This window comes from Arenimonas alkanexedens (assembly GCF_054781355.1).
On record NZ_BAAGUO010000002.1, the window covers coordinates 649,808 to 676,436 of the forward strand.

General features: G+C 68.2%; 23 protein-coding genes and 1 tRNA gene. 6 read left to right on the forward strand and 18 right to left on the reverse strand.

The genetic code is table 11. The annotated features are described in order from the left end of the window. Positions 1–42: 42 nt before the first annotated feature. From ACYVGY_RS07580 to ACYVGY_RS07610, 7 genes are all read right to left on the reverse strand, one after another. On the reverse strand, positions 43–6,885 hold the full coding sequence (locus tag ACYVGY_RS07580) for a PAS domain S-box protein (protein ID WP_460456858.1): 6,843 nt from the start codon (positions 6,883–6,885) through the stop codon (positions 43–45). A 102-nt stretch (positions 6,886–6,987) separates the two neighbouring features. Then, positions 6,988–7,063 (reverse strand) — tRNA-Thr (locus ACYVGY_RS07585). A 44-nt stretch (positions 7,064–7,107) separates the two neighbouring features. After that, the gene (locus ACYVGY_RS07590) at positions 7,108–7,764 is read right to left on the reverse strand and encodes an SPOR domain-containing protein (protein WP_460456859.1); all 657 of its coding nucleotides are present in this window, start codon (positions 7,762–7,764) and stop codon (positions 7,108–7,110) included. Continuing rightward, positions 7,761–8,513, reverse strand: a complete 753-nt coding sequence (locus ACYVGY_RS07595; protein WP_460456860.1) for a type III pantothenate kinase — start codon at positions 8,511–8,513, stop codon at positions 7,761–7,763. The genes ACYVGY_RS07590 and ACYVGY_RS07595 overlap by 4 nt, the downstream gene beginning before the upstream one ends. Then, the gene (gene birA, locus ACYVGY_RS07600) at positions 8,510–9,475 is read right to left on the reverse strand and encodes a bifunctional biotin--[acetyl-CoA-carboxylase] ligase/biotin operon repressor BirA (protein WP_460456861.1); all 966 of its coding nucleotides are present in this window, start codon (positions 9,473–9,475) and stop codon (positions 8,510–8,512) included. Before birA ends, ACYVGY_RS07595 begins: the two co-directional genes overlap by 4 nt. Next, positions 9,468–10,088, reverse strand: coding sequence for a glycerol-3-phosphate 1-O-acyltransferase PlsY (gene plsY / locus ACYVGY_RS07605; RefSeq protein ID WP_460456862.1), 621 nt, complete (start codon positions 10,086–10,088; stop codon positions 9,468–9,470). The genes birA and plsY overlap by 8 nt, the downstream gene beginning before the upstream one ends. Before the next feature lie 31 nt (positions 10,089–10,119). Then, the gene (locus tag ACYVGY_RS07610; RefSeq protein ID WP_460456863.1) at positions 10,120–11,931 is read right to left on the reverse strand and encodes a DegV family protein; all 1,812 of its coding nucleotides are present in this window, start codon (positions 11,929–11,931) and stop codon (positions 10,120–10,122) included. A 161-nt stretch (positions 11,932–12,092) separates the two neighbouring features. On the opposite strand from ACYVGY_RS07610, the gene ACYVGY_RS07615 reads away from it, so the two are divergent. Then, entirely contained in the window at positions 12,093–12,341 is a 249-nt protein-coding gene (locus tag ACYVGY_RS07615) for a hypothetical protein (protein WP_460456864.1), read from the forward strand. Between the two features lie 45 nt (positions 12,342–12,386). Next, positions 12,387–13,145, forward strand: coding sequence for a M90 family metallopeptidase (locus ACYVGY_RS07620; protein ID WP_460456865.1), 759 nt, complete (start codon positions 12,387–12,389; stop codon positions 13,143–13,145). A 1-nt stretch (position 13,146) separates the two neighbouring features. Here ACYVGY_RS07620 and ACYVGY_RS07625 read toward each other — a convergent pair whose 3' ends face one another. The 6 genes from ACYVGY_RS07625 to ACYVGY_RS07650 form a co-directional block, all read right to left on the reverse strand. Continuing rightward, entirely contained in the window at positions 13,147–14,532 is a 1,386-nt protein-coding gene (locus ACYVGY_RS07625) for an ATP-binding protein (RefSeq protein WP_460456866.1), read from the reverse strand. Between the two features lie 6 nt (positions 14,533–14,538). Continuing rightward, entirely contained in the window at positions 14,539–15,219 is a 681-nt protein-coding gene (locus ACYVGY_RS07630) for a response regulator transcription factor (protein ID WP_460456867.1), read from the reverse strand. A 44-nt stretch (positions 15,220–15,263) separates the two neighbouring features. Continuing rightward, on the reverse strand, positions 15,264–15,677 hold the full coding sequence (locus ACYVGY_RS07635) for a hypothetical protein (protein WP_460456868.1): 414 nt from the start codon (positions 15,675–15,677) through the stop codon (positions 15,264–15,266). Positions 15,678–15,806: 129 nt separating this feature from the next. Next, a complete protein-coding gene (locus tag ACYVGY_RS07640; RefSeq protein WP_460456869.1) occupies positions 15,807–16,715 on the reverse strand; it encodes an arginine deiminase-related protein in 909 nt (302 codons plus the stop codon). Continuing rightward, entirely contained in the window at positions 16,712–17,710 is a 999-nt protein-coding gene (gene dusA / locus ACYVGY_RS07645; protein WP_460456870.1) for a tRNA dihydrouridine(20/20a) synthase DusA, read from the reverse strand. The genes ACYVGY_RS07640 and dusA overlap by 4 nt, the downstream gene beginning before the upstream one ends. 41 nt (positions 17,711–17,751) lie before the next feature. Continuing rightward, positions 17,752–18,090, reverse strand: a complete 339-nt coding sequence (locus tag ACYVGY_RS07650) for a DUF6522 family protein (protein WP_460456871.1) — start codon at positions 18,088–18,090, stop codon at positions 17,752–17,754. 181 nt (positions 18,091–18,271) lie between these two features. On the opposite strand from ACYVGY_RS07650, the gene ACYVGY_RS07655 reads away from it, so the two are divergent. Further along, on the forward strand, positions 18,272–19,045 hold the full coding sequence (locus ACYVGY_RS07655) for an SDR family NAD(P)-dependent oxidoreductase (RefSeq protein WP_460456872.1): 774 nt from the start codon (positions 18,272–18,274) through the stop codon (positions 19,043–19,045). Positions 19,046–19,058: 13 nt separating this feature from the next. Here the strand turns inward: ACYVGY_RS07655 and ACYVGY_RS07660 are convergent, their stop codons facing one another. Beyond that, entirely contained in the window at positions 19,059–19,529 is a 471-nt protein-coding gene (locus tag ACYVGY_RS07660) for a copper resistance protein NlpE (RefSeq protein WP_460456873.1), read from the reverse strand. Between the two features lie 113 nt (positions 19,530–19,642). Between ACYVGY_RS07660 and ACYVGY_RS07665 the strand changes: the two genes are divergently transcribed. Together ACYVGY_RS07665 and ACYVGY_RS07670 are read left to right on the forward strand one after the other, a co-directional pair. After that, positions 19,643–20,302: an energy transducer TonB gene (locus tag ACYVGY_RS07665; protein WP_460456874.1), complete on the forward strand. Its 660-nt coding sequence runs from the start codon at positions 19,643–19,645 to the stop codon at positions 20,300–20,302. 65 nt (positions 20,303–20,367) lie between these two features. Then, positions 20,368–21,114, forward strand: a complete 747-nt coding sequence (locus ACYVGY_RS07670; RefSeq protein ID WP_460456875.1) for a MipA/OmpV family protein — start codon at positions 20,368–20,370, stop codon at positions 21,112–21,114. A gap of 5 nt (positions 21,115–21,119) precedes the next feature. Here ACYVGY_RS07670 and ACYVGY_RS07675 read toward each other — a convergent pair whose 3' ends face one another. The 3 genes from ACYVGY_RS07675 to ACYVGY_RS07685 form a co-directional block, all read right to left on the reverse strand. Beyond that, positions 21,120–22,499, reverse strand: a complete 1,380-nt coding sequence (locus tag ACYVGY_RS07675; RefSeq protein WP_460456876.1) for a GGDEF domain-containing protein — start codon at positions 22,497–22,499, stop codon at positions 21,120–21,122. A 67-nt stretch (positions 22,500–22,566) separates the two neighbouring features. Then, positions 22,567–24,369 (reverse strand): acyl-CoA dehydrogenase, encoded by a 1,803-nt coding sequence (locus ACYVGY_RS07680; RefSeq protein ID WP_460456877.1) that lies wholly within the window; start codon positions 24,367–24,369, stop codon positions 22,567–22,569. Positions 24,370–24,432: 63 nt separating this feature from the next. Beyond that, positions 24,433–25,170 carry an HAD family hydrolase gene (locus ACYVGY_RS07685; protein ID WP_460456878.1) on the reverse strand — a complete coding sequence of 246 codons (738 nt, stop codon included), beginning with the start codon at positions 25,168–25,170 and terminating at the stop codon, positions 24,433–24,435. A 99-nt stretch (positions 25,171–25,269) separates the two neighbouring features. Here ACYVGY_RS07685 and ACYVGY_RS07690 point away from each other — a divergent pair, with 99 nt between their 5' ends. Further along, positions 25,270–26,001: a DUF4197 domain-containing protein gene (locus ACYVGY_RS07690; RefSeq protein ID WP_460456879.1), complete on the forward strand. Its 732-nt coding sequence runs from the start codon at positions 25,270–25,272 to the stop codon at positions 25,999–26,001. A 9-nt stretch (positions 26,002–26,010) separates the two neighbouring features. Here the strand turns inward: ACYVGY_RS07690 and ACYVGY_RS07695 are convergent, their stop codons facing one another. Then, complete coding sequence (locus ACYVGY_RS07695) at positions 26,011–26,595, reverse strand: hypothetical protein (protein ID WP_460456880.1); 585 nt, start codon at positions 26,593–26,595, stop codon at positions 26,011–26,013. Positions 26,596–26,629 lie beyond the last annotated feature (34 nt).

The following is a 26,629-nucleotide window of genomic DNA, read 5'->3' on the forward strand; positions in this document are numbered from 1 at the left end:
CTCCCCTGAGGAAGACGAATTGCTGGTTCAATTTAACCCAATTCAAGACGAATACCCCAGACCCGGGCCGCTAAGGGCTGGCTCGTCCGCATCTGCCGGCTGGCCAGCGGGAAGCAACAGCATGAATGTCGCGCCCCCGCCGGGCCGGCCTTCGGCCCTGACGGTGCCGCGATGCCGCTCGATGATACGACGCACAATGGCCAGGCCGATGCCCGTGCCCTCGTAGTCCTGCCGCCCATGAAGGCGCTGGAACGGCCCAAAGATCTTCTCGGCATACTTGGGCTCAAAGCCGATGCCGTTGTCTTCGATCCGCAGCTCCCAGGCGCCGGCGCCGTCAACCCTGCACTCGGTCGCCGAAATCTTCACCAGCGGGTCGCGGTCCGGCGCGCGGAATTTCAGCGCATTGGAGATCAGGTTCTGGAACATCTGGCGCATTTGGGTCGGGTCGGCCTCCACCGTGGGCAGCGGTCCGTGTTCGACGCGCCCGCCGCTGGACTCTAGCCGGGCCTCGAGATCCTCGAGCACCTCGGACAGCACCTTGTCCAGGCTCACCCTGACGAAAGGCTTGCCGCGGGCTACCCGCGAATAGGCCAACAGGTCGTCAATCAGGGTCTGCATGCGCGCAGCCGCCTGGCCGGCGCGGTCAAGGTATTCGCGCGCCTCGGGCGCCAGCTCATCCGCGTAACGGTCCTGCAGACGGTCGGAGAAAGCACGGATCTTGCGCAAGGGCTCCTGCAGGTCATGCGAGGCGATGAAGGCGAAATCCTGAAGCTCGCGATTGCGGTTGGCCAGATCCTTCAGGCTCTGGCGCAGCGCCTTCTCGGCGCGACGGCGTTCGGTGATGTCACGGCCGACCCCGTACACAAGACCGTCCGCGCCGGGAACCGAAATCCAGTCGATCCAGTGGACATTGCCCTGCTTGCTGACATAGCGATTCTCGAAACTCAGCGGCACCGCAACGCCAGCTTGTTGCCGCCGGGCACGATCGCGCGTCGGGCCGTGATCATCGGGATGGATGAAATCGGTAATTTCGCGACTACAGAGTTCTTCCGCGCTGTAGCCGGTGATCTCGCTCAGGATGGGATTGACCTGCAGCCATCGCCCCTGGGTTGGGCTGAAGATAACGAATATCTCGGCCGACATATCGAAGAATCGGTCGCGAACGCGCAGTCGTTCGATCAGATGCGCGCGTTCGATCGCGATCGAGGCCATCTGGGCGAACTGCATGGCCACCAGCTCGTCATTCTCGGTGAACTCGCCGCGGCGCTTGTCGCCCAGCTGCAGCAGGCCCATGTTGTTCCCGCGACTATCCACCAGCGGCACCGCCAGCCAGCCGCGGATCGGGGGGTGGTCCTTGGCGTGGGCGCCAAAGCCGCGCCAGCGCGGATGTTGCTCCAGCTCGGCCTGGGTCAGGCGCATCGGCTGGTTGGTTTCGGTGACCATGGCGTAGATACCGCTGTTGTCGGCAGGCGTGTCGTAGTCGCGCCACTTCGCATACTTTTGCGACAGCGAAACCGCATGGATCTGATGACTCTGCCCGCCCATGCCAACGCTGGCCACCGCCTGGTGCGCATCCATAATTTCCCGCGCCAGGTCGGCCAGCAGCGGATAGAAGTCATCCTCGCCGATGTCCCGGTTCAGCCTGATGGCCGAGTCGCTCAGGCGCCGCAGCTGCTGGCCGTTGATCTCGGCGCTGTCGAGCGCGTCGGCCAGCTCGCGCTGGTGCTTGCGAAGCAGGCTGATGTCCTGGGCGATGCCGAACACGCCGGTAACGCGACCGTCCACGACAATCGGAAGATTGGTGATACGCAGGTCAAGACGCTGGCCGTCCTCGAGCACGGTCGTCGCTTCATACGTCCGCGCCTCGCCGCGCACGGCGGCACTGAAGTGGGCCCGCACGACCTCGCGCTGCTCCGGGGCAACACCGGCGTCGAACATCTGGCGGTGCATTCTATCGACGGGCATGCCGGCGCCGCGCAACCGGCCATTGAAATCCGTGTACCGCCCGTCAAGATCCATGGCGTAAACGGCATCCGGATGCTCGTCGAACAGCGACCGGAACCGTTGCTCGCTCAGTTGGAGGGTCCGGTAGTCGGCCACCTGTTCGACCGCCGTTGCCACCATCGCCGCCAGGCTGTCCATCACGATCAGCTCGGCCTCAGTCGGCGTTCTTTGCTGGCGATAATAAGTGGCGAAGGTCGCCATCACGCGACCCTTGCCGGACTTCACCGGTGTTGACCAGCAAGCGCGCAGACCATGCTCAAGCGCCAGGGCGCGATAGTCTTCCCACAGGGGGTCCGTGCTGATGTCTTCCACCACGACGCGCTCGCCGCGCCAGGCCGCGGTGCCGCAAGACCCGGCCCGCGGCCCGATCGGCTGCCCGTGAACCGCCAGGCAATAGCTTTCCGGCAGGTCTGGAGCGGCGCCGCTGAGAACGCGTTCGCCGGCGTCGTCGAGCAGCAGCACGGAACACATCGCCTCAGGATATTGCAGCTGGTACAGGCGCACGACCGCCTCCAGGGTGTCATGCAGAGGCTGGCGGGCGGCAATGCCGGCAAGGATCGCGCGTTGGCCCGCGTCCAGTCTCCGGGCGAGATTGGCCGCCGTGATGTCGCGGATAAAGGCGGTGAAGGCGGGCCCGGTTTCCGACTCAACTTGCGTGAGCGACAGCTCGACGTCAATCTCGCTGCCATCCGCACGCAAGGCGCGAAGCTCACGGCGCACGCCTAGGACGCGTGATTTCCCCGCTGCCAGGTAACGCGCCAGGCCGGCCTCATGCGCATCACGCAGCGCGGGCGGAATAATGACTTCGGAAAGCACGCGGCCAATCGCATCTTCACGGGTAAATCCGAAGGTGCGTTCTGAAGCCGCATTGAATTCGACAATGCGGCCGTCGCCGGTCATGGTGATAATGCAATCGAAGGCGCTCTCGACCGTGGTGCGCATGCGCTGCTCGCTCTCGCGCAGACGCTTTTGCTGTGCGTTGCGAAGGGTGACGTCGTGCATCGCGACCACGGCACCCAGCAGCTCGCCCTGCGACGTATGTATCTGCTTGCCGCTGCACAGCACGGTGCGCGGCGGATAGCCCGGCGGCGCGATAACCATTTCCTCGTCGCGCACCCTCTCGCCGCGCAGCGCGCGCGCCAGCGGCACCTCGTCCGGCGCCATCGGCGTGATGCCGTCGGGCCGAAACAGATGGTAGTGGCTCGCCCACTGCGCGACAGGAAGCGCTACCACGGGCAATCCGTGGAGTTCGCGGCTGGCATGGTTGAACAGGGTCAGCGTCCCTTCGGCATCGCAGGCGACGATGCCTTCGGCCAGGCTTTCCAGCATGACTTTGAGGAACTCGCGCTCTCGCTGCAGCGCAGCCTCAGCCTGCTTTCGCTCGGAGATGTCCTGCAGCGCGCCCTGAATCCGCACCACCTTGCCGTGGACATCGAAGACTGGCTGGCCCAGCGTACGCGCCCAGACCCGGCGGCCGGTGGTCGTGATGATCTCGAGCTGCTGGTCGTAGGGCACACCCTCTTCGACGCAGGCGCGGAAAACCTCCCGGATGCGTTCCTGGTGCTCGGGTGCGAAGTATGAAATACCTTCGTCCACCGTAGGGGAGAACCCAGGCGGTCGCTCGTGTATCGCCGACACTTCGTCGGACCAATGCACTCTCCGCTCCAGTACATCGATGTACCAGCCCCCCAGTCGCGCCGCCTGGCCGGCGATGCGCAGCATCTGGTCGTTTCGCTCGAGTTGCTCCTGGATGCGCTTTCGGTCGGTGATGTCCTGGACGCTGCCGGAAAGCAGGCGCGGCGCACCGAGCTCATCCCTGACCAGTCGCGCACGTTCGTGCACATGACCGATGCTGCCGTCAGGACGCACGATCCGGTGCTCCACGTCCATATCGGGACCACCGGCCAGGGTGGCCTGCTGGGCTTGGTTGAGCATGGGCAGGTCGTCCGGATGGACACGCGCTGCGAACGCCTCGAAGTCGCCGCCGAATTCATCTGGAGCCGCACCGAAGATGGCGTAGACCTGGTCCGACCACTGCAGGCGCTGGCTGTCGATTTCAAATTCCCAGCTACCCATGCGCGCCACCTGCTGAGCGCGCTGCAGGCTTTCCTTGGTATCGCGAAGCGCCTGGGCCTGGCGTTCCGATTCGGTGACATCGCGCGCCACCGCGAACAACAGCCGTTCGCGTGGCGACCACACCAGCGACCACTGCATGATCACCACCCGGCCGTCGCGGGCGATGTGCCGATTTCTGAAATCCAGGGTGGAACGGCCCGCCAGCACGTCCGCCATCGCCCGATGGGTGGCACCGCGATCATCCGGGTGCACCAGGTCGGCCACCGGCCGGCCCAATAGCTCGTTGGCAGGATAACCCCAGACCACGGCGCTGGCCGCACTGACCTGGCTGAAACGGCCGTTGGCATCGATGGCGCAGATAACGTCCAGCGAGTTGTCCATCACCAGCCGGTTCAGGACCAGGGAATGCTCCAGCCGCCGGGTCAGTTCGCGCAATGCGTCCTCGGCACTCCGGCGCTCGGTGATGTCCTGGATGGCACCGGCCGCGAACGACGGATTGCCCTGCGGATCGCGCACCAGCGTGCCAATTTCGCGCACCGTGCGGGTCTCACCGTCGGGACGCAGTACGCGGTACTCCAGATCCATGTCGCGCTCGCCGCAATGCAAGCTGCGATGGGCCTCCTGAACCGACAGCCGGTCGTCATAGACAACCCGTTCAAGCAGCGCCGGCAGGCCCCTTGTCATCCGCTGGCCGTCCAGGCCGAAGATCCGCAGCACGTCGTCCGACCACTGCATCTCACACGTACTCAGGTCGTACTCCCAAGCCCCGAGCTGGGCCAGGCGTTGGGCGCGCGACGAACTAGCCTGGGCGCGGGCCAGCGCCAGCTCGGCGCGCTTGCGGTCGCTGATGTCCTGGAAGTAGACCGCCAGTCCGTTCGGGTGCGGGAACACGCGGGCCGCGAACCAGCCGCCCAGCGGCGCGAAAAATACTTCGAACACTTCCGTACAGCGCTCGCTTGCGGCTCGCCGGAAATGGGTCTCGATCTCCGAGCCGACAGCCTCCGGAAAGGCGTCCCAAACACGCAGGCCAGCCAACTCGCCCGGCGCACGTCGCATCATCTGTTCGGCACGGGGGTTTACCAAAACGAATCGCCAGTCCCGATCAAGCAAATAGAACGCATCACTGATGCTTTCAAACACCAAACCCAGCTCGCGTTCCACGTGCGCCAGGGCCGAGCGCGCCCGCTCATGGCCGGCCATCTGCTCGGCCAAGTCCCGGCCGGTGCTTTCAGCCTGGTCGGCGCGCTGACGGGCCAGCGCCGCCAGCCGAAGCGCCAAAGCCAGCAGGCCGCCGGTGGCAAGGCCGGTGAACAGCAGCAGGTTGGCGAAACTGCCGGTACCCGCGGGCACCGGAATCGGCCAAAGTTCGATGCGCAATGGCGCGCCCAGCAGCTCAATGTCGCGCACCAGCACCGGCGCGCCGACGCCGCCGCGGCGGAACACTTCGCGACCGTCGCGACGAAGCACCAGCGCACTCTGCGGCGTCGCCTCGCTGAGTAATTGGGGGAACAGGCGGTGGTATTCGATGGCGGAAACCACGAAACCAATGGTCTGGCCGTCGCGCGCCGCCCGGCGCACGATCAACTCGCCGCGATCAATCACCGCCGACGCGTCAGCCGGGGTCGCCGAGCCGGCGCGATCCGCCTCGGCGCGCCGGAACAGCTCGGCCAGACCGGCCGTCAGGTCAACATGATGCCCCACCAGCTCCGGTGCATTTTCCAGTCGGGTATAGACCTTCAACGCCACACCGTCCGGGTCGGTCCAGACGATAGCAGCCATACTTGGAAAATCACGGACGAATAGATCGGCATCGAGCTGGAAATAGGTTTCACGGGCCGCGGCATCGGACGCGCGTGTCATGCGTTCTGCCATCCGATCCAAGGCGCCCACGCGCGTGCGCACGCCTTCGACCAGCACCTGCTCGACCAGATCCATTTGTCGCGCCAAACTGGCCGCTTCGCGGCGCTCCTGGTCGCGACTGGTGCCCAACCAGACCGCGAACGAAATCAAGATTACCGCCGTAGCCACGCCCAGCGGCAGCCATACGCCCCGCTGGCGCTGGCCGACGACCGCGCCGGCACTCGTGCCGATGCCGGCGAAGGCCAGACCCACGCCCAGCACCATCGTGCCCAGACCGCCCAGCAGCGACATCGGCGTGTGCGATCCCCAGCCGCGCAGTATCGGCACATCCATCACGTAACCCACCAGCACCACCATGCTGACTATCGTCACCATGAAGCCGCAGGCCCAGGTTCCGGCCCAGCGGCTGGGCGTCTGCGTGTCGCGCCACGGCGCCAGCCCGATGGCCAGGGCCGCCAGCAGGAATGCCGTGGCGGTGTTGGGCGCCATGCGTCCGGGCGCCACGCCTTCGGCGACGATGGTATGCGTGAGCAGCCATTCTCCGGCCCCCAGCGCCAGCCCGGCGTACTCCTCGAGCAGGCTCGCCGATGCCAGCACCACGATCGGAAGCATCGGCACCAGGGCGCGGCGCGGCCAGCCGGCGCCCAGCAAGCCCAAGGCCAGCGCCGACAAGAGGCAGCCAAGGGCGGTGTTGAACTGCATGGGCACATAGTCGGTGCCGGCCTGAACGATAGTGGCACTGCCCACCAACCAGCCCAACATCACCAGCAAACCCAGCGTGCCAAGCACGATCGCAGACAGCCACAACACTGGCTGCGGATGCCTGGTTCGCCAAGGCCGCAGCCACGGCGTACTCGGGTGGTCGCCACCCGGCCGTCCCGGTGACGGCGTGCCCGGCACGTCGCCCCTGGGGCTCTCGATCTCGATGCCGTCTTCGATCCCCATGCGCGAAGCGGACTCCACCGGCCATCACGAGCCGACCGTTGTCCCTATAGAAACGCAATTCCTGCCCGAATGCCATGCCTGCATCGGGGCGGCGAAAGAAGATGGTGCCGGCACCCGGATTCGAACTGGGGACCTACCGCTTACAAGGCGGTTGCTCTACCAACTGAGCTATGCCGGCATGGGTGCGGATTCTAACCTGCGCTGCCGGCAGCGTCGCCCTGCCTATTCGCAGGCGACCGACCGCGCTTCGATGCCGGTCGCTCGCGGCAACAGCGCCCGCCAGTCGAAGCCGGGTTCGGCCGCCAGGTCGATCCACCACTGCGCCGCATCCTCGGTGCGCGGCTCCAGGATCGCCTGGAACCCGAGCGCCGCCAGCTCTTCACGACGCTTGCCGGCATTGCCCAGGTCGCGGAACAGGCCCAGCGACACGGTGTTTTCTTGCGCGCCCGCGGTGACAACGTAGTAGTCGCGCACGCCCTGCGCGGCAAGCTGCCGCGCGGTGACCAGCGCCGCCTCGCGGCTGCCGGCGGCCGGCAGATAGACCCGATAGCCGCGCAACGCGGTGGCCGGCACTTCACGGAACTGGATGCGGGCGACGCTGGGCGTCAGCGCCGCCATCGCCGCCCGCAGCTCGGCCGGGGTGCCGAACGGTCCCAAGCTCAGGCAGGTCGGCTGCTCCGGCAACGGCACCGGCACGGCACCGAGTTCGGCGGCGTCCGGCGACGGCGGCGCCTCGGCTTCGCCCAACAGCACCAGGCTGCCGACGCCATCGTCCTGGGCCGGTGGGACCAGCAACTGCGGCGGAGCGTGCAGCAGCCACCACGCGGCGACGCCGAGATTGAGGCAGATCAGCAGCACCGCCAGTCCACGCAGGATCATGCGTCCTTGTCCTCTTTGTTGGCGGCGTAGACCGCCAGACCCTCGAGCACCAGTCCCGGTGCCGATTCAGGTTCCATTTCCAGCCATTCCAGCAGGCGCGGCGCACCGCCGCCGCTAACCAGAACGCGTGGTGCCACGCCCAACAGCCGGATCGCCTGGCGATGGCTGCGCTCAACCAGCCCCACGGCGGCGCCGACGCTGCCCCCGGCGATGGCGTCGGCGGTGTCGGTGGCGAAATCGCAGGCTTCGCCGCCGGCATAGGCCAGCGCCGGGAAACGCGCCGCAAGCGCGGCGCGCATATGTTCCGGGCTCGGGGCGATCACCCCGCCGCGATGTTGGCCGCTACCGTCGAGAAGATCCACCGTGAGTGCACTGCCGGCAGACACCAGCAGCCAGGGCCCGGCGCCGCGCGCATGCGCCGCCAGCAGCGCCAGGAAACGATCAACGCCCAAGCGCGAAGGTTCAGCGTAGGCGATGCGCACGCCCGCACAGGCTGGCTGGGTACGCGCCCGCGTCGCGGGATTGCCGTGGCTGGCCAGGGCCTCGGCCACCGCAGCGGTGAGTTCGGAGTTGGCGACCGACGCCAGCCAGCAGCGGTCGCCGGCCTGCACGCCGGTCAGCCAGCGCTGCATGGACGGGGCGAAGTCGGCGGCGCCGTGGGTCCAGGCCTGCACCGGACCAAGACCGGTGACCGGGTCCCAGGCCGCTACCTTGAGCCGCGAATTACCCAGATCGAGCAGCCAGTTCATGCGGCGCGCAAGCTGGCTTCGCCGGCGTGGCAGCGGCGTTCGCCATCTGCCGCACGCAGCCTGAGGGAGCCATCGTCGGCGATGCCCAGGGCAATACCCTCGTGAATCCGGTCGCCTTCGGTCACCCGCACCGGCTGCCCGGCCAGCAGATCGTGACGGGCCCAGCCTTCGCGATAGGGCGCCAAGCCTTCGCGCTCAAAGCGCGCCAGCATCGGCAGCAGCGCATCGAGCAGGGCGACGCAGATCGTCTGACGGTCCGGCGCCACCCCGGACAAGCCGGCCAGGTCACACCAGGGCTGGTCGATCTCGCTTGCGGCTGCGGCCGGCATCGCGACGTTCAGGCCCAGGCCGACCACCACCCGCACAGGACCGGCCGCATCGCCGCCGACCTCGACCAGGATGCCGCCGAGCTTGCGGCCCTCGGCCAGCAAGTCGTTCGGCCATTTCAGCCCCACGCCGCGATAGCCCAGCGCTGCAAGCGCCTCGGCCACGGCCACGCCCACCGCCAGGCTCAGGCCCTGCAGCGCGGCCACGCCGCCCTCGAAGCGACGCGAGATGCTCAGGTATACGTGGGCGGCCAGCGGCGAGGCCCAGGCCCGCCCGCGCCGACCGCGGCCGGCGGACTGACGCTCCGCGAACCAGACCTGGCAGCCCCGCGCCGGCACGGGCGCACGCAGGGCCTGTGCATTGGTTGAGTCGGTGTCGAACAGGACTTCGAGGCCCGCCAGCTCCGACCGTGCGGCTGGCGCCAGCGCATCCGCCAAGCGAGACCCGTCCAGCAGCTGCAGCCGATGCGCCAAGGCATAGCCCTGTCCCGGTCGCGCGTTGATCTCGACGCCGGCGGCGCGCAGTGCCTGCACCCGCTTCCACACCGCGCTGCGGCTGACGCCCAACTCCCGCGCCAGCACCGCGCCCGAGGCCGGGCTGTCGCACAGTCGGGCCAACAGCGCGCGGTCACTCATGCACGTTCCGCCGCCGCGCCAGGAACCGCGCCCGCTCGAAGCGCGGTTCGGTGCCCGCCCGCAGGCGCTGCACATTGGCGCGGTGGGTGAACACGATGAACACCGCCACCAGGATCGAAAAGCCCAGTCGCCAGCCATCTGCGCCGGTAAGCATCGCCAGCGGCACCAGGGTGGCGGCCGCCACTATCGTCGCCAGACCGACGTAGCCGCCGATGCCCAGCACCACGATCCAGGTGCCGATCAGCACCGCGACGGACAGCGGCCACAGCACCAGCAGCACGCCAACGAGGGTGCCGGCGCCCTTGCCGCCTCGAAACCCGTGGAAAACCGGCCAAACGTGACCCAAAACGACTGCCAGGCCGACCGCCCAAGGCAGCCAGGCCTCGCCGGTACCGAAGCGCAGCGCCAGCCAAGCCGCCAGCGCGCCTTTGCCGACGTCCACCAGCACCGTGCCGAGCGCGAACTTCCAGCCCTGGGTGCGCAGCGCATTGGTGCCGCCGGCATTGCCGCTGCCCTGGGTACGGATGTCGACCCCGCGCAGGCGTCCAAGCAGCAGGCTGCCCGAGAGCGAGCCGAGCAGGTAGGCGACGAGGATCAGGAGGGCCGGGATCATGCCGGCATTATGGGCCAGCCTGCGAGAACCGTCAGGCCAGCGGCTGCACCGAGACGACCAGCGCTCCGGGACCCGCATGCGCGCCGATCGCCGAACCGGTCTCGACCAGCCAGCCCTCGGCCACATTGAGTTCCGCGCGCAGCGTCGCCAACAGGCGCGCACCGTCCTGGGCGGCATCACAGTGGCCAACGATCACGCGCAGCGCCTGGCCGCGCCCGACCCGGCGGGCGACGTACTTGCCAAAACGTTCCGGCTGCCGCGCCTTGCCGAACAGGCCACCCACCACGCCGAGCCGCCCGCCGGCCTTCATCCGGGCCATCGGCGTCAGGCGCAGCCAGTCGACCAAGGGCTTGGCCCAGGACGGTATCCGACCGCCGCGCACGGCGTGGCGGATATCGCGGGCCAGGGCCCAAGTGTGGGTGAGTGGCTTGAGCCGGGCGAGTTCGGCCAGGATGGACGGAGCGTCCGCCCCGCCCTGGGCCATTTCTGCCGCGCGCATCACCAACAAGCCCTCGCCACCCGACACGTTTCCGGTATCGAAGACGTGGGTGCGCTCGGGATGGCCACGCTGGGCGGCGGTTTCAGCCGACTGCAGCGTGCCCGAAATCGCGCGCGACACGCCGACGTAGACCATCTCGCGATGATGCGAGAGCAGGAACTCGAACTGCCGCCGGAAATCGCCCGGCGGCGGCTGGCTGGTGCGGGGCAGCACGTCCTCGCTGCGCAGCTTCCGATAGAACTCGACCGTTGAAAGCCCGACCTTGTCCAGGAAATCCTGGTCACCGAAGCTCACCCGTGCCGGCACCATATGAATGTTCAGGCGCTGCATGTCGGCCTCGGGCAGATCGGCCGCGCTGTCGGTAATCACCGCTACCGCGGCAGCGCCGGCGGCGGTCCGGGCCTGGGCATGCATGTCGTCGGCCTTCGCGCCCTCGACCCGGCCGAAGCGCGCGGCCAATTCAAACATTTGGCTGGGGTTGGCGACGTGGGCATGCAGCCGCAGCCGGGTCAGGCTGCCCGCGATGACCACACAGGACGAGCCCAGTTCGGCCATCGCGGCGCGCAGGCCGGCGCGATCCAGCGCGTCGCCCACCAGCAGGCATTCGCTGCACCAGCGGTGTTCGGGATCGGCGTCGGCCAGCTCGCCGTGACCTTCGGCAGCTTCCAGGTCCGCGGGCTGTTCGTCGGCAATCCCCACCTGATCCACCGCACCGGAGGCGATGAACTCGTCGATGCCCTCCAGCAGGTCGACGAACCCCTGGGCACCCGCGTCGACAACACCGGCCTTGGCCAGCACCGGCAGTTGGTTGGGCGTGTTCGCCAGCGCGCGCCGGCTGTGATCGAGCGCCCGCCGGAACCAGTGGCCCAGGTCACCGCCATCGGGCCGTTCCAAGGCCTCGGCGAAGGCGGTGATGACGCTCAGGATGGTGCCCTCGCGCGGCTCGGACAGGGCCTGGCGCGCTGAGTCGGCGCCGGCACGGATGGCCCGGGCCAGGGCGTCGGGCTCGAGCGCGCGGACACTGCCCACGGACTCGGCGACGCCGGTGAAAAACTGCGCCAGGATGGCGCCGGAATTGCCGCGTGCACCGTCCACGGCGTCTTCGCCGACCCGCCGCAGCAGGTCGCCGGCGCCTTGGGTACGGCGACTCAGCGCGCCGGTCAAAACACCGCCCAGGGTGAAGGCTAGATTGCTGCCGGTATCACCATCGGGAACAGGGAAGACGTTGATTTTATTGAGTTGCTCTCGCTGAGCAATGACTCGGCGAGCGCCGGCGATCAGGGCGCGGCGCAGCGCGGGACCGCGGATCAGCGGGCGAGTGATTTCAATGAGTGCGGCGTTCATAGGTCGCCGAATTCTGCCGCAAAACTGGCGCCGCAGGCCATGCTGCAGCGCCGCATCCGGGGATCCCGGCAGGGCCCGGAAAACAGGGTTAGAATCATCGACCACAACCCTTTTGGCTGCTCCGGCATCCCAAAGGTTTTCCGCCACCGCAGGTGTCCGCCATGTACCGCATGCTGCTCGCCCTTTGTCTCGCCCTGGCCGTTCCGGCCGCGTTCGCTGCCGAACCGGAGTCGGTCGAATCCGAGACGCCGGGCTGCGCCAAGGCCGAGCCCGCCACCGGCAAGGCACCGGCTGCCGCGGAAGGCACAGCCGCCGCCGTGCGCCCGGGCGCACCCGCGCCCGTACGCCCGCGCAGCAGCGTTCGCAGCGGTCCGCGCTGGCCCAGCCTGCTTCCCGGGATGTTCCGCTAAGGCCTTCGCCTTGCCCGAAGCCCGCGATGCCCGAATGATGCGGGCATGAAGTCCCTGTTTCGACGATTCCTGCCTGCCCCGCCCGCGCTGTCGCCCGACCACGCGGCCGGACTGCTGGCCGACTTGCCTTGGCTGACGCGGCTGGACGACGCACGACGCGATCGGCTGTTTGCGCTCACGGCCCGCTTCCTTGCCCACAAGGCCATCACGCCGGTCCAGGGACTGGTGCTCGCGCCCGCCCAGGCACGCCAGCTGGCCGCACTGGCCTGCCTGCCACTGCTGGAGTTTGGCGAGGAAGGCCTGCGCGGGTGGTCGGAAGTGATCGTCTATCCGGGCGCGTTCCGCGTGCGTCGCCGCCACCACGACGAGGACACCGGCGTGGTCGCGGAATGGGACGACGAACTCGCCGGCGAAGCCTGGGACCAGGGTCCGCTGGTGCTCTCGTGGGAAGACCTTGAGGCTGATCTGGCCGAACCCGAGGCCGGCTTCCAGCTGGTGGTGCATGAAATGGCGCACAAGCTCGATGCGCTTGACGGCGCGATGGACGGCACGCCGCCCTTGCCGGCCGCCTGGCAGCGCGAGTGGGCACGCGACTTCCAGACGGCCTATGGGGCCTTCTGCGCGCGCGTGGATGCCGGCGAACACACGCCGATGGATCCCTACGCCGCCGAGGCGCCGGAGGAGTTCTTCGCCGTCGCCAGTGAATACCACTTCTCTGCCCCCGCGCTGCTGGCCGCTGAAATGCCGGCCGTAGCGGCGCACCTTCAGCGCTTCTACGGCAGCTCGCCGATTCCCGCGGCCTGAATCAGAACGCGGGCGGGAAGCGCACGTGGAAGCGCGCGCCGCCGAGCTCGGGAGCCCGCTGGACCTGCAGGTTTCCGCGATAGGCGGCCACGATGTCCTGCACGATCGACAGCCCGATGCCGTGGCCATGCACCCGCTCGTCACCGCGCACGCCGCGCTGGAGCATGCGCTCCACCGCGTCCTCCGGGATGCCCGGGCCATCATCGTCAATGATGAAGCTGACGCCGGGACGCTGGTTCGGCGCGGCCGGCTCGACCTGCACGATCAGCAGCACCCGCTTGCTCGCCCACTTGAAGGCGTTCTCCAGCAGGTTGCCCATCAGCTCCTGCAGGTCGCCCAGTTCGCCGTGGAACCGGGCGCTGGCGTCGATTTCGAACTCGCACAAAATGCCCTTGGAAACGTAGACCTTTTCCAGGCCTGCGACGATTTCCTCGGCGCGCGGCTCGATCTCGATCGGCGCGGCGAACAGCGTGTGGCCGCTGCGTGCAGCGCGCGAAAGCTGGTAGGAAACGATCTCGTTCATGCGCTGCAGCTGGGCCGCAACGTCCACGCGCAGCTCCTCGAGGCTGGCATCGGCCTCGAGCCGCGAGCGGAGCACCGCCAGCGGGGTCTTGAGGCTGTGGGCCAGGTCGGAGAGCGTGTTGCGGCTGCGCTCGAGGTGGCTGCGCTCGGATTCGATCAGGTTGTTGATCGATTCCGTGATCGACTCGAGTTCACGCGGATGCCGGCCGGACAGGCGTTGGCTCTTCGCCGTCCGCACCCGCGCCAGCTCGCGCTCGACATTACGCAGCGGCAGCAGGCTCCAGCGCAGCACCAGCACCTGCACCAGCACCAGCAGCCCCGCGGCCAAGCCCAGGTAACCCCACAGCGCGCGCCGGAACACGTTGACCTGGTCCTCGATCTGCGCCGCGTCCTCGTAGACGCTGAAGGTCAGCTGGAAATCACCGGCTGATTCCCAGATAACCCCGATGGAGTAGGCGTAGACGCTGTTCTCCATGCCGCGCGCATCAATGATGCGCAGCGGGCCCTCGAAGCGACGTTCGCCGGGCTCCAGGAATGCCACCGGCGGCAGCGAACGACCCAGCGACGAGGCCGATTCCCAGCGCAGCCCTTCGCCGCGCACGCTGGCATAAAGCCCGCTGCCCGGGATCATGAAGCGGATGTCGGGGGGCGTTTCAGGCGAGATGAAGGCGCGGCCGCGATCGAGTTCGCTGCCGGACAAGTAGCCATTGGCCAAGTCGGCCAGCCGTTCACGCAGCGCGTTCTGCGCCGTGTCGACGAATGCGCGATCCAGTGCGTAGCCCGTGAAACCGAGGAAGGCGACCAGCGCGAGACTGGCCGCCAGCAGCTGTCGAGCCTGCAGCGAAAGTGTGCGCCAGCCGCGCAAGGCGGCTTACTCGTCGCGCGGAATGGCGAAACGGTAGCCGCGGCCGCGGACGGTCTCGATCGGCTTGATCTCGCCTTCCGGGTCGAGCTTCTTGCGCAGGCGCCCGATGAAAACTTCCAGCACGTTCGAGTCGCGGTCGAAATCCTGCTGGTAGATATGCTCGGTGAGGTCGGCCTTGGACACCAGCTCGCCGGCGTGCAGCATCAGGTATTCGAGCACCTTGTATTCGTAGCTGGTCAGGTCGACGCCGATGCCGTTGACCGTGACGGTCTGGGCCGAAAGGTCGAGCTTGACCGGGCCGCAGTCAAGCGAGGGCTTGGACCAGCCCGCCGCGCGACGCAGCAAGGCGTTCATGCGCGCCAGCAGCTCTTCGACGTGGAAGGGCTTGACCAGGTAGTCGTCGGCGCCGGACTTCAGGCCTTCGACCTTGTCCTGCCAGCTCGAACGCGCGGTCAGGATCAGGATGGGGAATTTCTGGCCCTCGGCACGCAGCGCCTTCACCAGGTCCATGCCCGACATCTTGGGCAGGCCCAGGTCGATCACTGCGATGTCGAACGGGACTTCGCGGCCGTGGTACAGGCCTTCCTCGCCGTCACCGGCGGTGTCCACTGCGAAACCTTCGCGCTTGAGTCGCGCCGCCAGGGTTTCGCGCAGCGGGGCTTCATCCTCTACCAGCAGTACGCGCATGTCGTCTCCTTTCGACAGGGGGCCGTCCCTTGCGGGCAGGCAGATCAGTAGCGGTCACGCTCGCTGGGAATCTCGTCGCGGCGCGGGGGGCGGGGTGCTTCGTCGGCAGTCGGTTCGGCGCTGCGGACACGGGGGCGTTCACGGATCAGGGTGCCGGGGCGTCCGGCATCAGCGCGCTGGAGCCGGCTGTCGCGCCGTTCGGGTTCACGGGCGCGGGAATCATCCAGGACCCGGACGCGGCCCTCCGGCGTCAGCACCTTCAGGCGATAGACCTGGCGACCGCCGCGCTGCATCGGCGCAGCCTGCAGCACGCGCCCCCCGTCCCGCTCGACCTGGCGCACGCGCGCGCCGGCGTCTTCACGCTGGCTCGAACGCGGGGCCTCGTCCTCACGGGCCTGCACGGGTGCGACCGCCACGAGGGCGATCAGCATCAGCAAGGGGCGAAGGGTGGTTGGCATCGTCGGGATACTAGCTCCAAGGGGGTCCACTAGCTAGCTGGACCATGCGGCGAAGTCTGGGAGGAAGGCAGTGAATCCGATCTGAACCCTATTCTGTTCAATTACTTGGCTGTGCCCACAGTTCAGCGCTCAGTAGATTTCAGCCACGCAGCAGCGCAGGGAGCCACCGGCCTTCTCGATCTCGTCCAAAGGTACTGCAGCCACCGCGAAGCCGGCGGCGGCCAGCACTTCGCGCTGGTCGGCACGCAGCGCGGCGGCGCCGGCCGCGCTGAACCAGGCACGGCCCGGCGCCAGCGCGATGCAGTTGCCCGCGAACGCCGCTTTCTGGGCGACATCGAGCCTGACCACGGCCGGCGCATAGAGCGCCGCCAGCGCTTCAACCACGGCCGGGTCGCGAAAGCCCGCCGGGCAGATCACCAGGGCGCGGCCGGCCAGTACGCTCATCACCACGTTGGCGTGGTACTCGCCCGGGGCCAGATCGAACATCAGGGTCGCGCGCAGTCCCAGCGCCTCGTGCAGCGCGGTGGCACCGGCCTCATCGCAGCGCTCGCCGAGCCCGGCGAAGGCGATGCCGCGGGCGCGGTCAATGACCACCGAGCCGGTCAGTTCACAGATGCCGGGCTGTTCGCGCAGATCAATCAGCTCACGGCCCATGGCCAGGAAGAAGCCGCGGACATCGGCCCGCTCGGCCTCGCGCTGGCGCACCGGGTGGCGCATCCGGCCCACCAGCAGTCGCCCGGGCGCCGTGGCGAAAACGTTGTTGGGAAACAGACCGTCGGGCGCCGCCGGATCGCCGGGGAATGCGATCACCGGCAAGTCTTCCGACAGCGCACGCTGCAGGCCCCGGTGCTGCACCATCGCACGCGCCGGATCCACCGCGACCGAAAGGTCCATGTAGGCGTTGTCGGCGGCGGATTGCTCAGCCAGGGCGAAGCCTTCGGGAATAATAAGGAAAGCCGCGGCCGCGCAGGCCGGACCGAAGTCGGGCTCGAGCGCGCGGGCATGGGCGAGGAAGGCGCTGGCGTCACGCGTGATCATGCGGCCTGCTCCGCACGCACCGTGACCGCCATCGCGCGCTCGATCAGCTCCCAGCCGGCGCCAGGCCGCGGCGCCCCTTCGCTGATCACCTGTCGGAACGCACGACCGCCCGGCTGGCCATGGAACAAACCCAGCAGGTGGCGACTGATGTGCTTGAGCGCGACGCCGCGATCGCGCTGCGACTCGATATACGGCCGCAGCGATCGCAGCAGCTCACTGCGGCTGCGCACCGGTGCACCCGGCGCGAACATGGCCTGGTCCATCAGGTGCAGGCGATAGGGCTCGTGATAGGCGGTGCGGCCGATCATGACGCCGTCCACGTGTTCCAGCGCGGCGAGACTGTCTTCGACCGTGGCCAGGCCGCCGTTGAGCACGATGCGCAGCCCGGGCCGTTCACGCTTGAGCCGATGCACCCAGTCGTGGCGCAGGGGTGGAATCTCACGATTTTCCTTCGGACTCAGGCCCTGCAGCCAGGCCTTGCGCGCGTGCACCAGGAACATTTCGCAGCCTGCGGCCGCCACCGTATCCACAAAGGCCAAGAACACGTCGTAATCCTCCATTTCGTCCACACCCAGCCGGCACTTCACCGTTACCGGCACCGGCGAGGCCGCGACCATCGCGGCGATGCATTCGGCGACCAGCGCCGGTTCGCGCATCAGGCAGGCGCCGAAACGGCCGGCCTGTACCCGGTCCGAAGGACAGCCCACGTTGAGATTGATCTCGTCATAGCCCCAGTCGGCGCCGATGCGGCTGGCCTGGGCCAGATGCCCGGGATCGCTGCCGCCCAGCTGCAGCGCCAGCGGGTGTTCGATCGGGTCGAAACCGAGCAAGCGGTCGCGATCGCCCTGGATCACGGCCTGGGCGTGCACCATTTCGGTGTACAGCCTGGCGTTGGGCGCCAGCAGGCGATGGAAGACCCGGCAATGCCGGTCGGTCCAGTCCATCATCGGCGCCACGGTCAGGCGGGTGGCTTCAGGGGCGGGCAGTGGAATCATCGCCACAGTTTACCGGCGAGAACATCGCCGCGTGTGGCGTCTCAGGCCTGGATCGGTTCGCCGGCTGCGTTGGTCACCAGCCGGAAGCGCCGCTGGCCGAAATAGAACGTGAAACGATAGCAGCCGGCATCCTCGCCCGTGCCCTGCTCGCACAGCGTGGCGATGCGGCGATCGGCCACCATCGCCGGCACCTGGTCGGGATCAAGGTCCAGGCCACGAGCCACGAGGACGGCATCGACTTCCACCGCTGCGCGCGCAGCCGCCTCCTCCGGGCGTGCATCCGACACCTCCGAGGCCGACGTGCCGATACCTGCAGCATCCAGGGCTTCGGCCACGCCGCTGAGCTGGTGTGATCCAAAATCGTTCCAGGCGATATCCACGGGACGTCCTCCTTGCTCGAATGGCCCCCGGCAGGGCGACCTGGTGCCCATGCTGGACCAGCTCATGCGGTGCGTCCCTGACCTGGATCAGCCCAGACGGCGGTGGCGGCGCGCGGCCCGGCCCGCGACGGCACGCTGGAACGGGTGCAAACTCGGACGCGTGCCCACCTGGAGAAAGTCCATGGATCGCGTGAAGGGAAAGCGCTGCATCGTCACCGGGGCCTCGCTGGGTATCGGCAAGGCCTGCGCCGAGCGCTTGGCGGAAGAAGGCGCTGCGGTCGCGCTGTTCGACCTACACGACGCCGAAGGCGAGGCCCTAGCGGCCTCCCTGCGCGCCAAGGGGGCGCAGGCGCGCTACTGGCATGTAGACGTCAGCGACGAGGCTGCGGTCAAGAAAGCCGTTGATGAAGTCGCGGCCGAGTTCGGCGGGCTGCAGGTGCTGGTCAACAACGCCGGCCTGGCCGGCTCGACCAAGCTGACCCATGAAATCACCGAAGCCGAGTGGGACGCGGTGCAGGCGGTCAACGTCAAGGGCGTGCTGTTTTGCTGCAAGCACGCGATCCCTCACCTCAAGGCGGCCGGCGGCGGCAGCATCATCAACCTCTCATCAATCTACGGCCTGGTCGGCGCGCCTGACATTCCGGCCTACCACGCGTCCAAGGGCGCGGTTCGGCTGATGAGCAAGACCGACGCGCTGTGCTATGCGCCCGATCGCATCCGCGTGAACTCGGTGCATCCGGGCTTCATCTGGACGCCGATGGTCGAGGCCCATCTCAAAGCCAGCGGTGCCGCCGACGTTGATGCGGCACGGCGCGAGGTCGGCTTGCTGCATCCGCTGGGTCACATGGGCGAGGTCGACGACATCGCCTGGGGCATCGTCTATCTGGCCTCGGACGAGTCGAAGTTCATCACCGGCGCCGAGCTGGCGATCGACGGCGGCTACACCGCACGCTGATCGCCGCAAAAGGTCAGAGCCGCTGCAGACGGTAGGCCAGGCCGTCGGCGCTGGGCTGCGCCTCGCTATCGAGCATCTCCAGTCCACCGTCGTCCTGCAGCCAGAACCAGCGCCCCGCACCCTCGGGATCGATTCGATAGACCACGGCGTCGGCGCCGTCGATCACCGTGCTTTCTTCACGCCAATCGCCTTCCTGCACGAAACGGTTCTGGCCGGGACCGCCCAGGTAGGTTTCCTCCAGCAGATAGCGGCCGCCGTCCGGATCGGTGCGCAGCTGCAGCCGGGTCTCGATGCCATCGCAATCGGCGCAGGGCAGTACGCCCAGCCAGGTGCGGTCTACCTTCTGGGCATCCGATGCCGACTCGGTGGGCACCGCCTGCCGGGCCTCGTCTCCACCGTCTTCGCGCGCGCAGCCCACCCCGGCCATCAGGGCGACCAGGAACAGCGCCGCGCAGGCGGGGCGGGCAAACAGGTTGGCGGTCATGGCGTCCTCCGGCAGGGCCTCCATCCTAGCCTGTCGCTGCGTGAGGGTGACTTCAACCCCGTTCCCCCGCCCGGCGCGTTGAAGGCAGTGCAAACCCCGCACGGAGGTGTTCCATGATCCAGCGCAGCCTGTCCCAGCCCTCGCCCTTCGATGCCATCGATGCCAAGCGCATCGCCGGCAATACCCTGGCCATCGCCATCCACGCCGCGGTGTTCGCGGTATTGCTGGTGCCCAGCACCTGGACGCCGCCGGCCAAGCCGCCACAGGCGGAGCTTGTGGTGATTCCAGAATACGTGCCGCCGGTAGAAATCCCGGTGATGCCGGCGCCCGACAAGCCGCCAGTCCGGCCCGAGCCGCGCCCGCGCCCCAGCGCGCAGCCGGTCGTGCCGCAGGTCCCGGCGCTCGACACCGCACCGGTCCTGGACCAGGGGACGGAGCCGGCGGTCGAGCTCGATCCCGGCCCGCCCATCGAAGACCGCTTCGAAGTCGGTCCGCCCCAGGTCGCGACGCTGGCCTACGACGTCTATCCCCCGCCGCGCTATCCGCGCCAAGCGCTCCGCAGCGGTGCCACCGGCACCGTGCTGCTGCGCGTACTGGTGGACGCACAGGGCTGGCCCCAGCAGGTTCAGGTGGAAACCAGCAGCGGCCACCGCGAACTCGACCGCGCCGCGGCCGAACAGGTTCAGAGCAAGTGGCGCTTCCACCCGGCCACCGACCGGGGCCGCCCGATCAGCGCCTACGCCCTGGTGCCGATCGGCTTCAACCTGCCCTGAACACGATGCTCACACCGGTTCGACGGTTCGCCTTCACAATGGGCAACCCCGAACCGGTGATCGCCATGACCAAGTCCCTGCTCGCCTGCGCCCTGCTCCTTGCCGCCGCGCCCGTCCTGGCCCAGCAAGAGGCGCCGCCGCGCTGGACCTTCGGCGTATTGGCCGCCGACCGTGACGCGCCCTATGTCGGCCTCGACGAAGGCCTGCTGGTCGTGCCCCTGGTCCGCTTCGAGGGCGAGCGCGCCTACCTGCGCGGACTGCGCGGCGGCTGGCGCCTGCGCGACACCGGCACGCACGAGATATCGATCTTCGGCCAGGCCCGCACGGACGGCTATGACGCGAAGGATTCGCCGTTCCTGGCCGGCATGTCCGACCGTGAATTCTCGCTCGACCTCGGCGTCGCCTCGACATGGACCGTCGCCAACGTGGGTCAGATCGAGGCGGCGGTGTCGGCCGACGCGCTCGACCGCAGCGGTGGCTACGAAGCTGCGCTGTCCTGGAATGGCCTGTTCCGCGCCGGCGGTTTCACCTTCATTCCCGGCGTGTCGGCGCGCTGGCAGTCGGACGACATCGTCGACTACTACTACGGCGTTCGCGCCGGCGAGGCCCTGCCGGGCCGGGCCGCCTATCGCGGCAGCGCCGCGGTAACGCCGGACCTGTCGCTGCTGGTGCAGCGCCCATTGGGTCCGCGCTGGAGCGTATTCGCACGCGCCAGCCACGCCTGGCTGCCCTCGGAAATAAGCAACAGCCCGATCGTCGATCGCGACAGCACGACGTCGATTTTCCTGGGTCTGGGCTACTCGCCCGAATAAGGCACTCAGGCGTCAAGCACGACGCAGTTGCGGCCGCCGCGCTTGGCCCGGTAGAGCGCGGCGTCGGCGCGGGCCAGCAGTTGCACGGCGGTCTCATCGCCGTGGGCCTGGGCGGCCCCGATGCTGACCGTGACCGGGTCATGCGGCCAGTCCGCGGCGGCCAGATGCAGGCGAATACGGTCGGCGACCAGGACCGCGCGCTCGCCGTCGATACTGGGCAGCAGCACGGCGAATTCTTCACCGCCGAAGCGTGCCGCCAGGTCGCCGGGCCGGAGCTCGGCTAACAGCGCCTCGCCCATTCGTCGCAGTACTTCGTCGCCGGCGGGATGGCCGTGGTTGTCGTTGTAGGCCTTGAAATGATCGATATCAATCATCAACAGCGAGAACTTCTCGCCGGTCGCCTGACACTTCTGCAGCGAGACGCCCAAGCTGCCGTCGAACGCCCGACGGTTGCCTACCCCCGTCAGCGGATCGGTGTTGGCGTCCTGCCGCAGGTCGCGCGCGATGCGCATCTGCTGCTCGATCCTATCGAGCAAGGAGCCGGCAGACCAAATCAGCCAGGCGACCAGGCCACCCGAGGTCAGCGCCAGCAGCGCCAGCGTCGTCTGCGGTGCAATGAGCGCGTTCGACTGCAGCCATTGCGCGGCAAAACTCAGCAGGCTCGGGATCAGCAGCGAGGGCAGCAGCACGCGTCGCGTCAAGGCGCCGCCGAAACTGTCCGAGGACAGCACCCGCATCAGGCCGGCCTCCGGGCGCGTCGCCAGCAAGCCCAGCGCCAGCACGATGAACAGCAGTGCAGCGTGCAGGGCAACCGGTGCGAAGGGCGTCACGGCCGAAGGCGTCGCCGCCTGGTAGCCGAGGATCGAAAGCCCGTATAGCGAAATGACGATGGCGCCAACGCTCGCGCCCTGCGCGAGACCGTGCAGCCGCGGCCTTCCGGCGACGAGTCCGGCCAGGCCCAACAACAGCAGCGACATGGCGCTCAATTCCGACATCCGACCCGGCGCGCGACCCACGGCGATGGTTCCCCGGTCGGGGTGGAACAGGGTGTCAATGCCCAGATCGAGGCGACCCACCATCTGCACCAGGGTCGCGACGGCCACCAGCAGCGTTGCGAAGGCGAGCACGCGCGGAACGACCGTGTCGCGGGTACGCGGCCAGCAGGACGCCAGCAGCGACAGGCCCATCATGGCTACGCTGATCGCGGTGTTGATCTTCATGGTGATCCGGCCGGGCAGCAGTCCGCCGGTGTCGCCGGTGCCAAAGACCCAGTCCAGCAGCACCACCACGGCAACCAGCACCGACAAGCCGCCCGTCGCGCAGGCGAACAGACCGAAGTAGCGCACTACCCGGGGATTGGAACGACTGCGTTCGCGAACCGCCATGTCGCCTCAGGGAAACTTAAACGCCGAGGGGCAGGCTAGCGTAGGCGGCGCAGATTGGAAACCCGGATTACAGGACCTCGGGTGGGGTATCCAGCGCACAGCGATCCAGCGCCGCAAGCAATGTGGCATCGTGTTCAATGGCCGGCAGCTCATGCACAAAGAACCAGCGACAGGCGGCCAGCTTGCCGGCGTAGAAGTGGCGATCCGCCTCCGTGGTGGGTGTCGCTGCACTGGCGATCTGGGCCTGCCTGAGCCAGGTCCAGGCAATGGCCACGTGGCCAACCAAGCGCAGGTAGCGCGGCGCATTGGCGAGCGTAGCGCGCACCTCACCGCGCGCCAGCGCCTCGCCCAACGTCCCGGTGGTGCGGGCCAGCAGCCCGGCGGCCCGGGTCAGGGCCAGCGCGTGTTCGGCCAGCGCCGGCTCGGTGCCTGCAGCGGCCGCGGTGCCGGCGATCTCGCACAGCAGCAGCTTCAGGGCGGCGCCTCCGTCCAGCATGGCCTTGCGCCCCAACAGGTCCAGCGCCTGGATGCCGTTGGCCCCTTCATGGATTGGGTTGAGGCGATTGTCGCGCCAGCACTGCTCGACCGGATACTCGCGGGTGTAGCCGTAGCCGCCCAAGACCTGGATCGCCAGGTCGTTGGCTTCCAGGCAGGCGTCCGCCGACCAGGCCTTGACCACCGGCGTCAGCAGCTCGAGCAGGCGATGCGCATCGCCACGGCGCGAGGCGTCCGGATCCTGGTCCCGCGCATCCACCAGGGTGGCGGCGCGTATCGCCAGACCGAGTGCGCCCTCGACCCGCACCTTCTGCTGCAGCAGCATGCGCCGCACGTCGGCGTGCTCGATGATCGCCACCGGCGGCGAGGAAGGATCCTTCTGGTCCGGATGCCGGCCCTGCCTGCGCTCGCGCGCGTACTGCAGCGAATAGCGGTAGCCGGCGCTGCCGAGCATGATCGCGCCGACGCCGACGCCGATGCGCGCCTCATTCATCATGTGGAACATCTGCGCCAGGCCCTGGTGCGGGGCACCCACGAGTTCGGCGAAGCAGTCGCCGCGCTCGCCGAATTTCAGGAAGGTGTTGACGATGCCGCGCTGGCCCAGCTTGTGGTTCACACCGGCGAGCTGCACGTCGTTGCGCGCCCCCAGGCTGCCGTCGTCATTGACGCGGAACTTCGGCACGATGAACAGGCTGATGCCTTTCACTCCCGCCGGTGCCTCCGGCAGCCGCGCAAGCACCAGATGCACGATGTTTTCGGACAGCTCGTGTTCGCCGCCGCTGATCCACATCTTGGCGCCGCTGAGGCGATAGCTGCCGTCGCCAGCCGGTTCGGCGCGCGTGCGGATATCGCCCAGCGACGAGCCGGCCTGGGGCTCGCTCAGGCACATCGTGCCCAGGAAGCGGCCCTGCAGGATCGGCCTGCGGTAGCGCGCGCACTGTTCGGGCGTGGCGTGCGCCTGCAGCAGGTTGGCGACGCCGCGCGCCAGCAGCGCGTAGCCGGCGGTGGAGACATTAGCCGCAGCGAACATCGCGTCGCAGGCCAGCGCCACGGTGTAGGGCAACTGCATTCCGCCCTCCTCCGCATCCGCCAACTGCGCGCCGAAGCCCGCCTCGGCATAAGCGTCCAAAGCGAGCTTCACCGCTGGAAGGATCTCCACCCGGCCATCCACGAAGCGTGGCTCGTTCGTGTCCGAGGCACGGTTGTGGTCGGCGAACTTCGCCATCGCCAGTTCGGCGGCGGCATCCATGGCGGCATCGAAGGTATCGCGCGAATGTTCGGCGAAACGCGGATGGCGGCATAGCGATCCGACGTCCTCGACTTCATGCAGGAGGAAATCAAGGTCACGGCGGTCGAAAGGGACGTGCGAGGTCATGGATGCATCCAGCGGGGCCAGTCCCAGAGCCTAGCAATCCGCGCGCGCAGGCGCTGCGAAAAATCAGTCACGACCCTCGATCACGGCCATCGCCCGCGACTGCAGCGCGGCCACCGCCTTTGGAATGCCGCCGGCGGTATCCACGGTGACGACGCGCCCCCGGTGCTCGGGCTCAAGCCCGTTTTCCAGCTCGTGCGCCCAGGTCACGTGATACGGCACGTGCACGCCCCAGCCGCCCAGCCGGACCACGGGCTCGATGTCGGACCGCAGCGAATTACCCACCATCGCAAACGAACCGGCCTCGACCCCGAACTCCGACAGCACGCGCGAATACGCACGAGCATCCTTCTCGGACACGATCTCGATACGGCGGAACAGGTCCGCCAGCCCCGAGGCGGCGACCTTGGACTCCTGGTGAAACAGGTCGCCCTTGGTCACCAGCACCACGGGATAGTGGTGCGCGACCGCTTCCACGGCGGCACGAATGTCCGGCAGCAGCGCTACCGGGTGGGCCATGACGTCCTTGCCAATGCCGACGATGCGGTGAAGATCGGCCGCTTCAATGCGGCCGCCCGTGATCTCGAATGCGGCTTCGAGCATGGACAGGGTCATGCCCTTGGCGCCGTATCCAAACAGTTTCAGGTTGGCGCGCTCGGTGGCCAGCAGGCGCTCGTGCAGACCGGCGTCCGCCAGGTTGACGTAGCGACCGACGATTTCCTCGAAGGCGCCCGCTGCCGCGCGGTAGTAGTCCTCGCTGTGCCAGAGGGTGTCGTCGCCATCGAATCCGATCAGCTGGATCATTCAGGGAGGCGTCTGCGGCCGGGGTGGCCCAGTCTAACCGTGGGGCACCCCCGGTTGCGATGCGGCATGATGGGGTCCAGCCGCCCCGAGGAATCCGCCATGAAATTTGCAGCGATTGCATTGGCCCTGCTGGTGTTCACCACTGGCGCCGCCCACACCGTCCAGGCCGAGGATTGGAAGGACCGTCTCAAGCGCAGCTTCGAGCGCAGCGACAGCGGCGTCACCGAACAAGAGGCTGCGGGCGGCATCCGCGAGGCCCTGGCGCAAGGCGTGCAGCGTGCCGTGCGGCAGCTTGGGCAGCAGGACGGTTTCTACGGCAACGAGGGCCTGCGTATTCGCGCGCCCGGCCAGCTTCGCAAGATCACCGACACCGCCCGCCAGTTGGGTGCCGGCCGCAAAGTGGACGAGTTCGAGCTCGCCATGAACCGGGCCGCCGAGAAAGCCGTGCCGATGGCGGCAGACATCTTCGCCGACGCCGTGCGTGAGATGAGCGTAAGCGACGCCCTCGACATCGTCCGCGGCGACGAGGACGCCGGCACACGCTTCTTCCGCCGGGTCACCGAAGACCGCCTGCGCGCGCAGTTTCGGCCGATCGTCAGCGACGCCACGCAGCAAGCCGGCGTCACCCAAAGCTACAAGGCCGTGGTGGGCCGCAACAGCGCGCTGATCAGCGCGTTGGGCGGCAGCGAGTCGGTGGATCTGGACGACTACGTCACCAACGAGGCGCTGGACGGCCTGTTCGAGGTGGTGGCCCAACAGGAGCGCGAGATCCGCCGCGATCCGGCGCAGCGCTCCAGTGAGCTGCTTCGAAAGGTATTCGGCAGCCGCTGAGCGACGCCGTCAGCCCTCGGGCTCGGGGCGGAATTCACTGCCGCCAATAATCAATTGGCCCGCCAGCAGGGTGTAGATCGCATCATGTCGGCGCCCGAAGATCGCTTGGGTCGCCTCGTCCAGCGATACCGGCGCCTCGGCACCGAACCAGTAGCGACCGCAGGCGTCGCCCATCGCCACGGAACGCTCCAGCCGCGTCGGGCCCAGGCCCTGGCCGGTGATGCGCTGGGGCTGCTCGCCGCTGGCGAAGATCGCGGTGACCTTGGTTTCGGGCGACACCCTGACGGCCCAGGCGCTGGCGTCGGGTGCGGTCAAGAGCAGGGCGACTTCCCCGGGCACCAGCACTTCGACCCGGCGGATGGTTTCGCGGCCGGGCTCGGCCAGGTCGCCCGGCAGACCGCCGTCCACGACGAATAGTTTGCCGCGCACCGGCAGGGTGCCCGGGAAGCGGCAACGGCTCCAGTCCATGGCCGCCGGCTGGGGCGCCGCCTCCGCGGCGGGCGGCGCGACTTCCGGCGCCGGGACGTTGTCCTGGCAGGCCGCGAGGGCCAGCAGCAGGGCGAGTCCGGAGGCAGTGCGGAAGACAGGCGTCATGGGGTTCAATCCTTGAAGGTGATGGCCGAAGCAT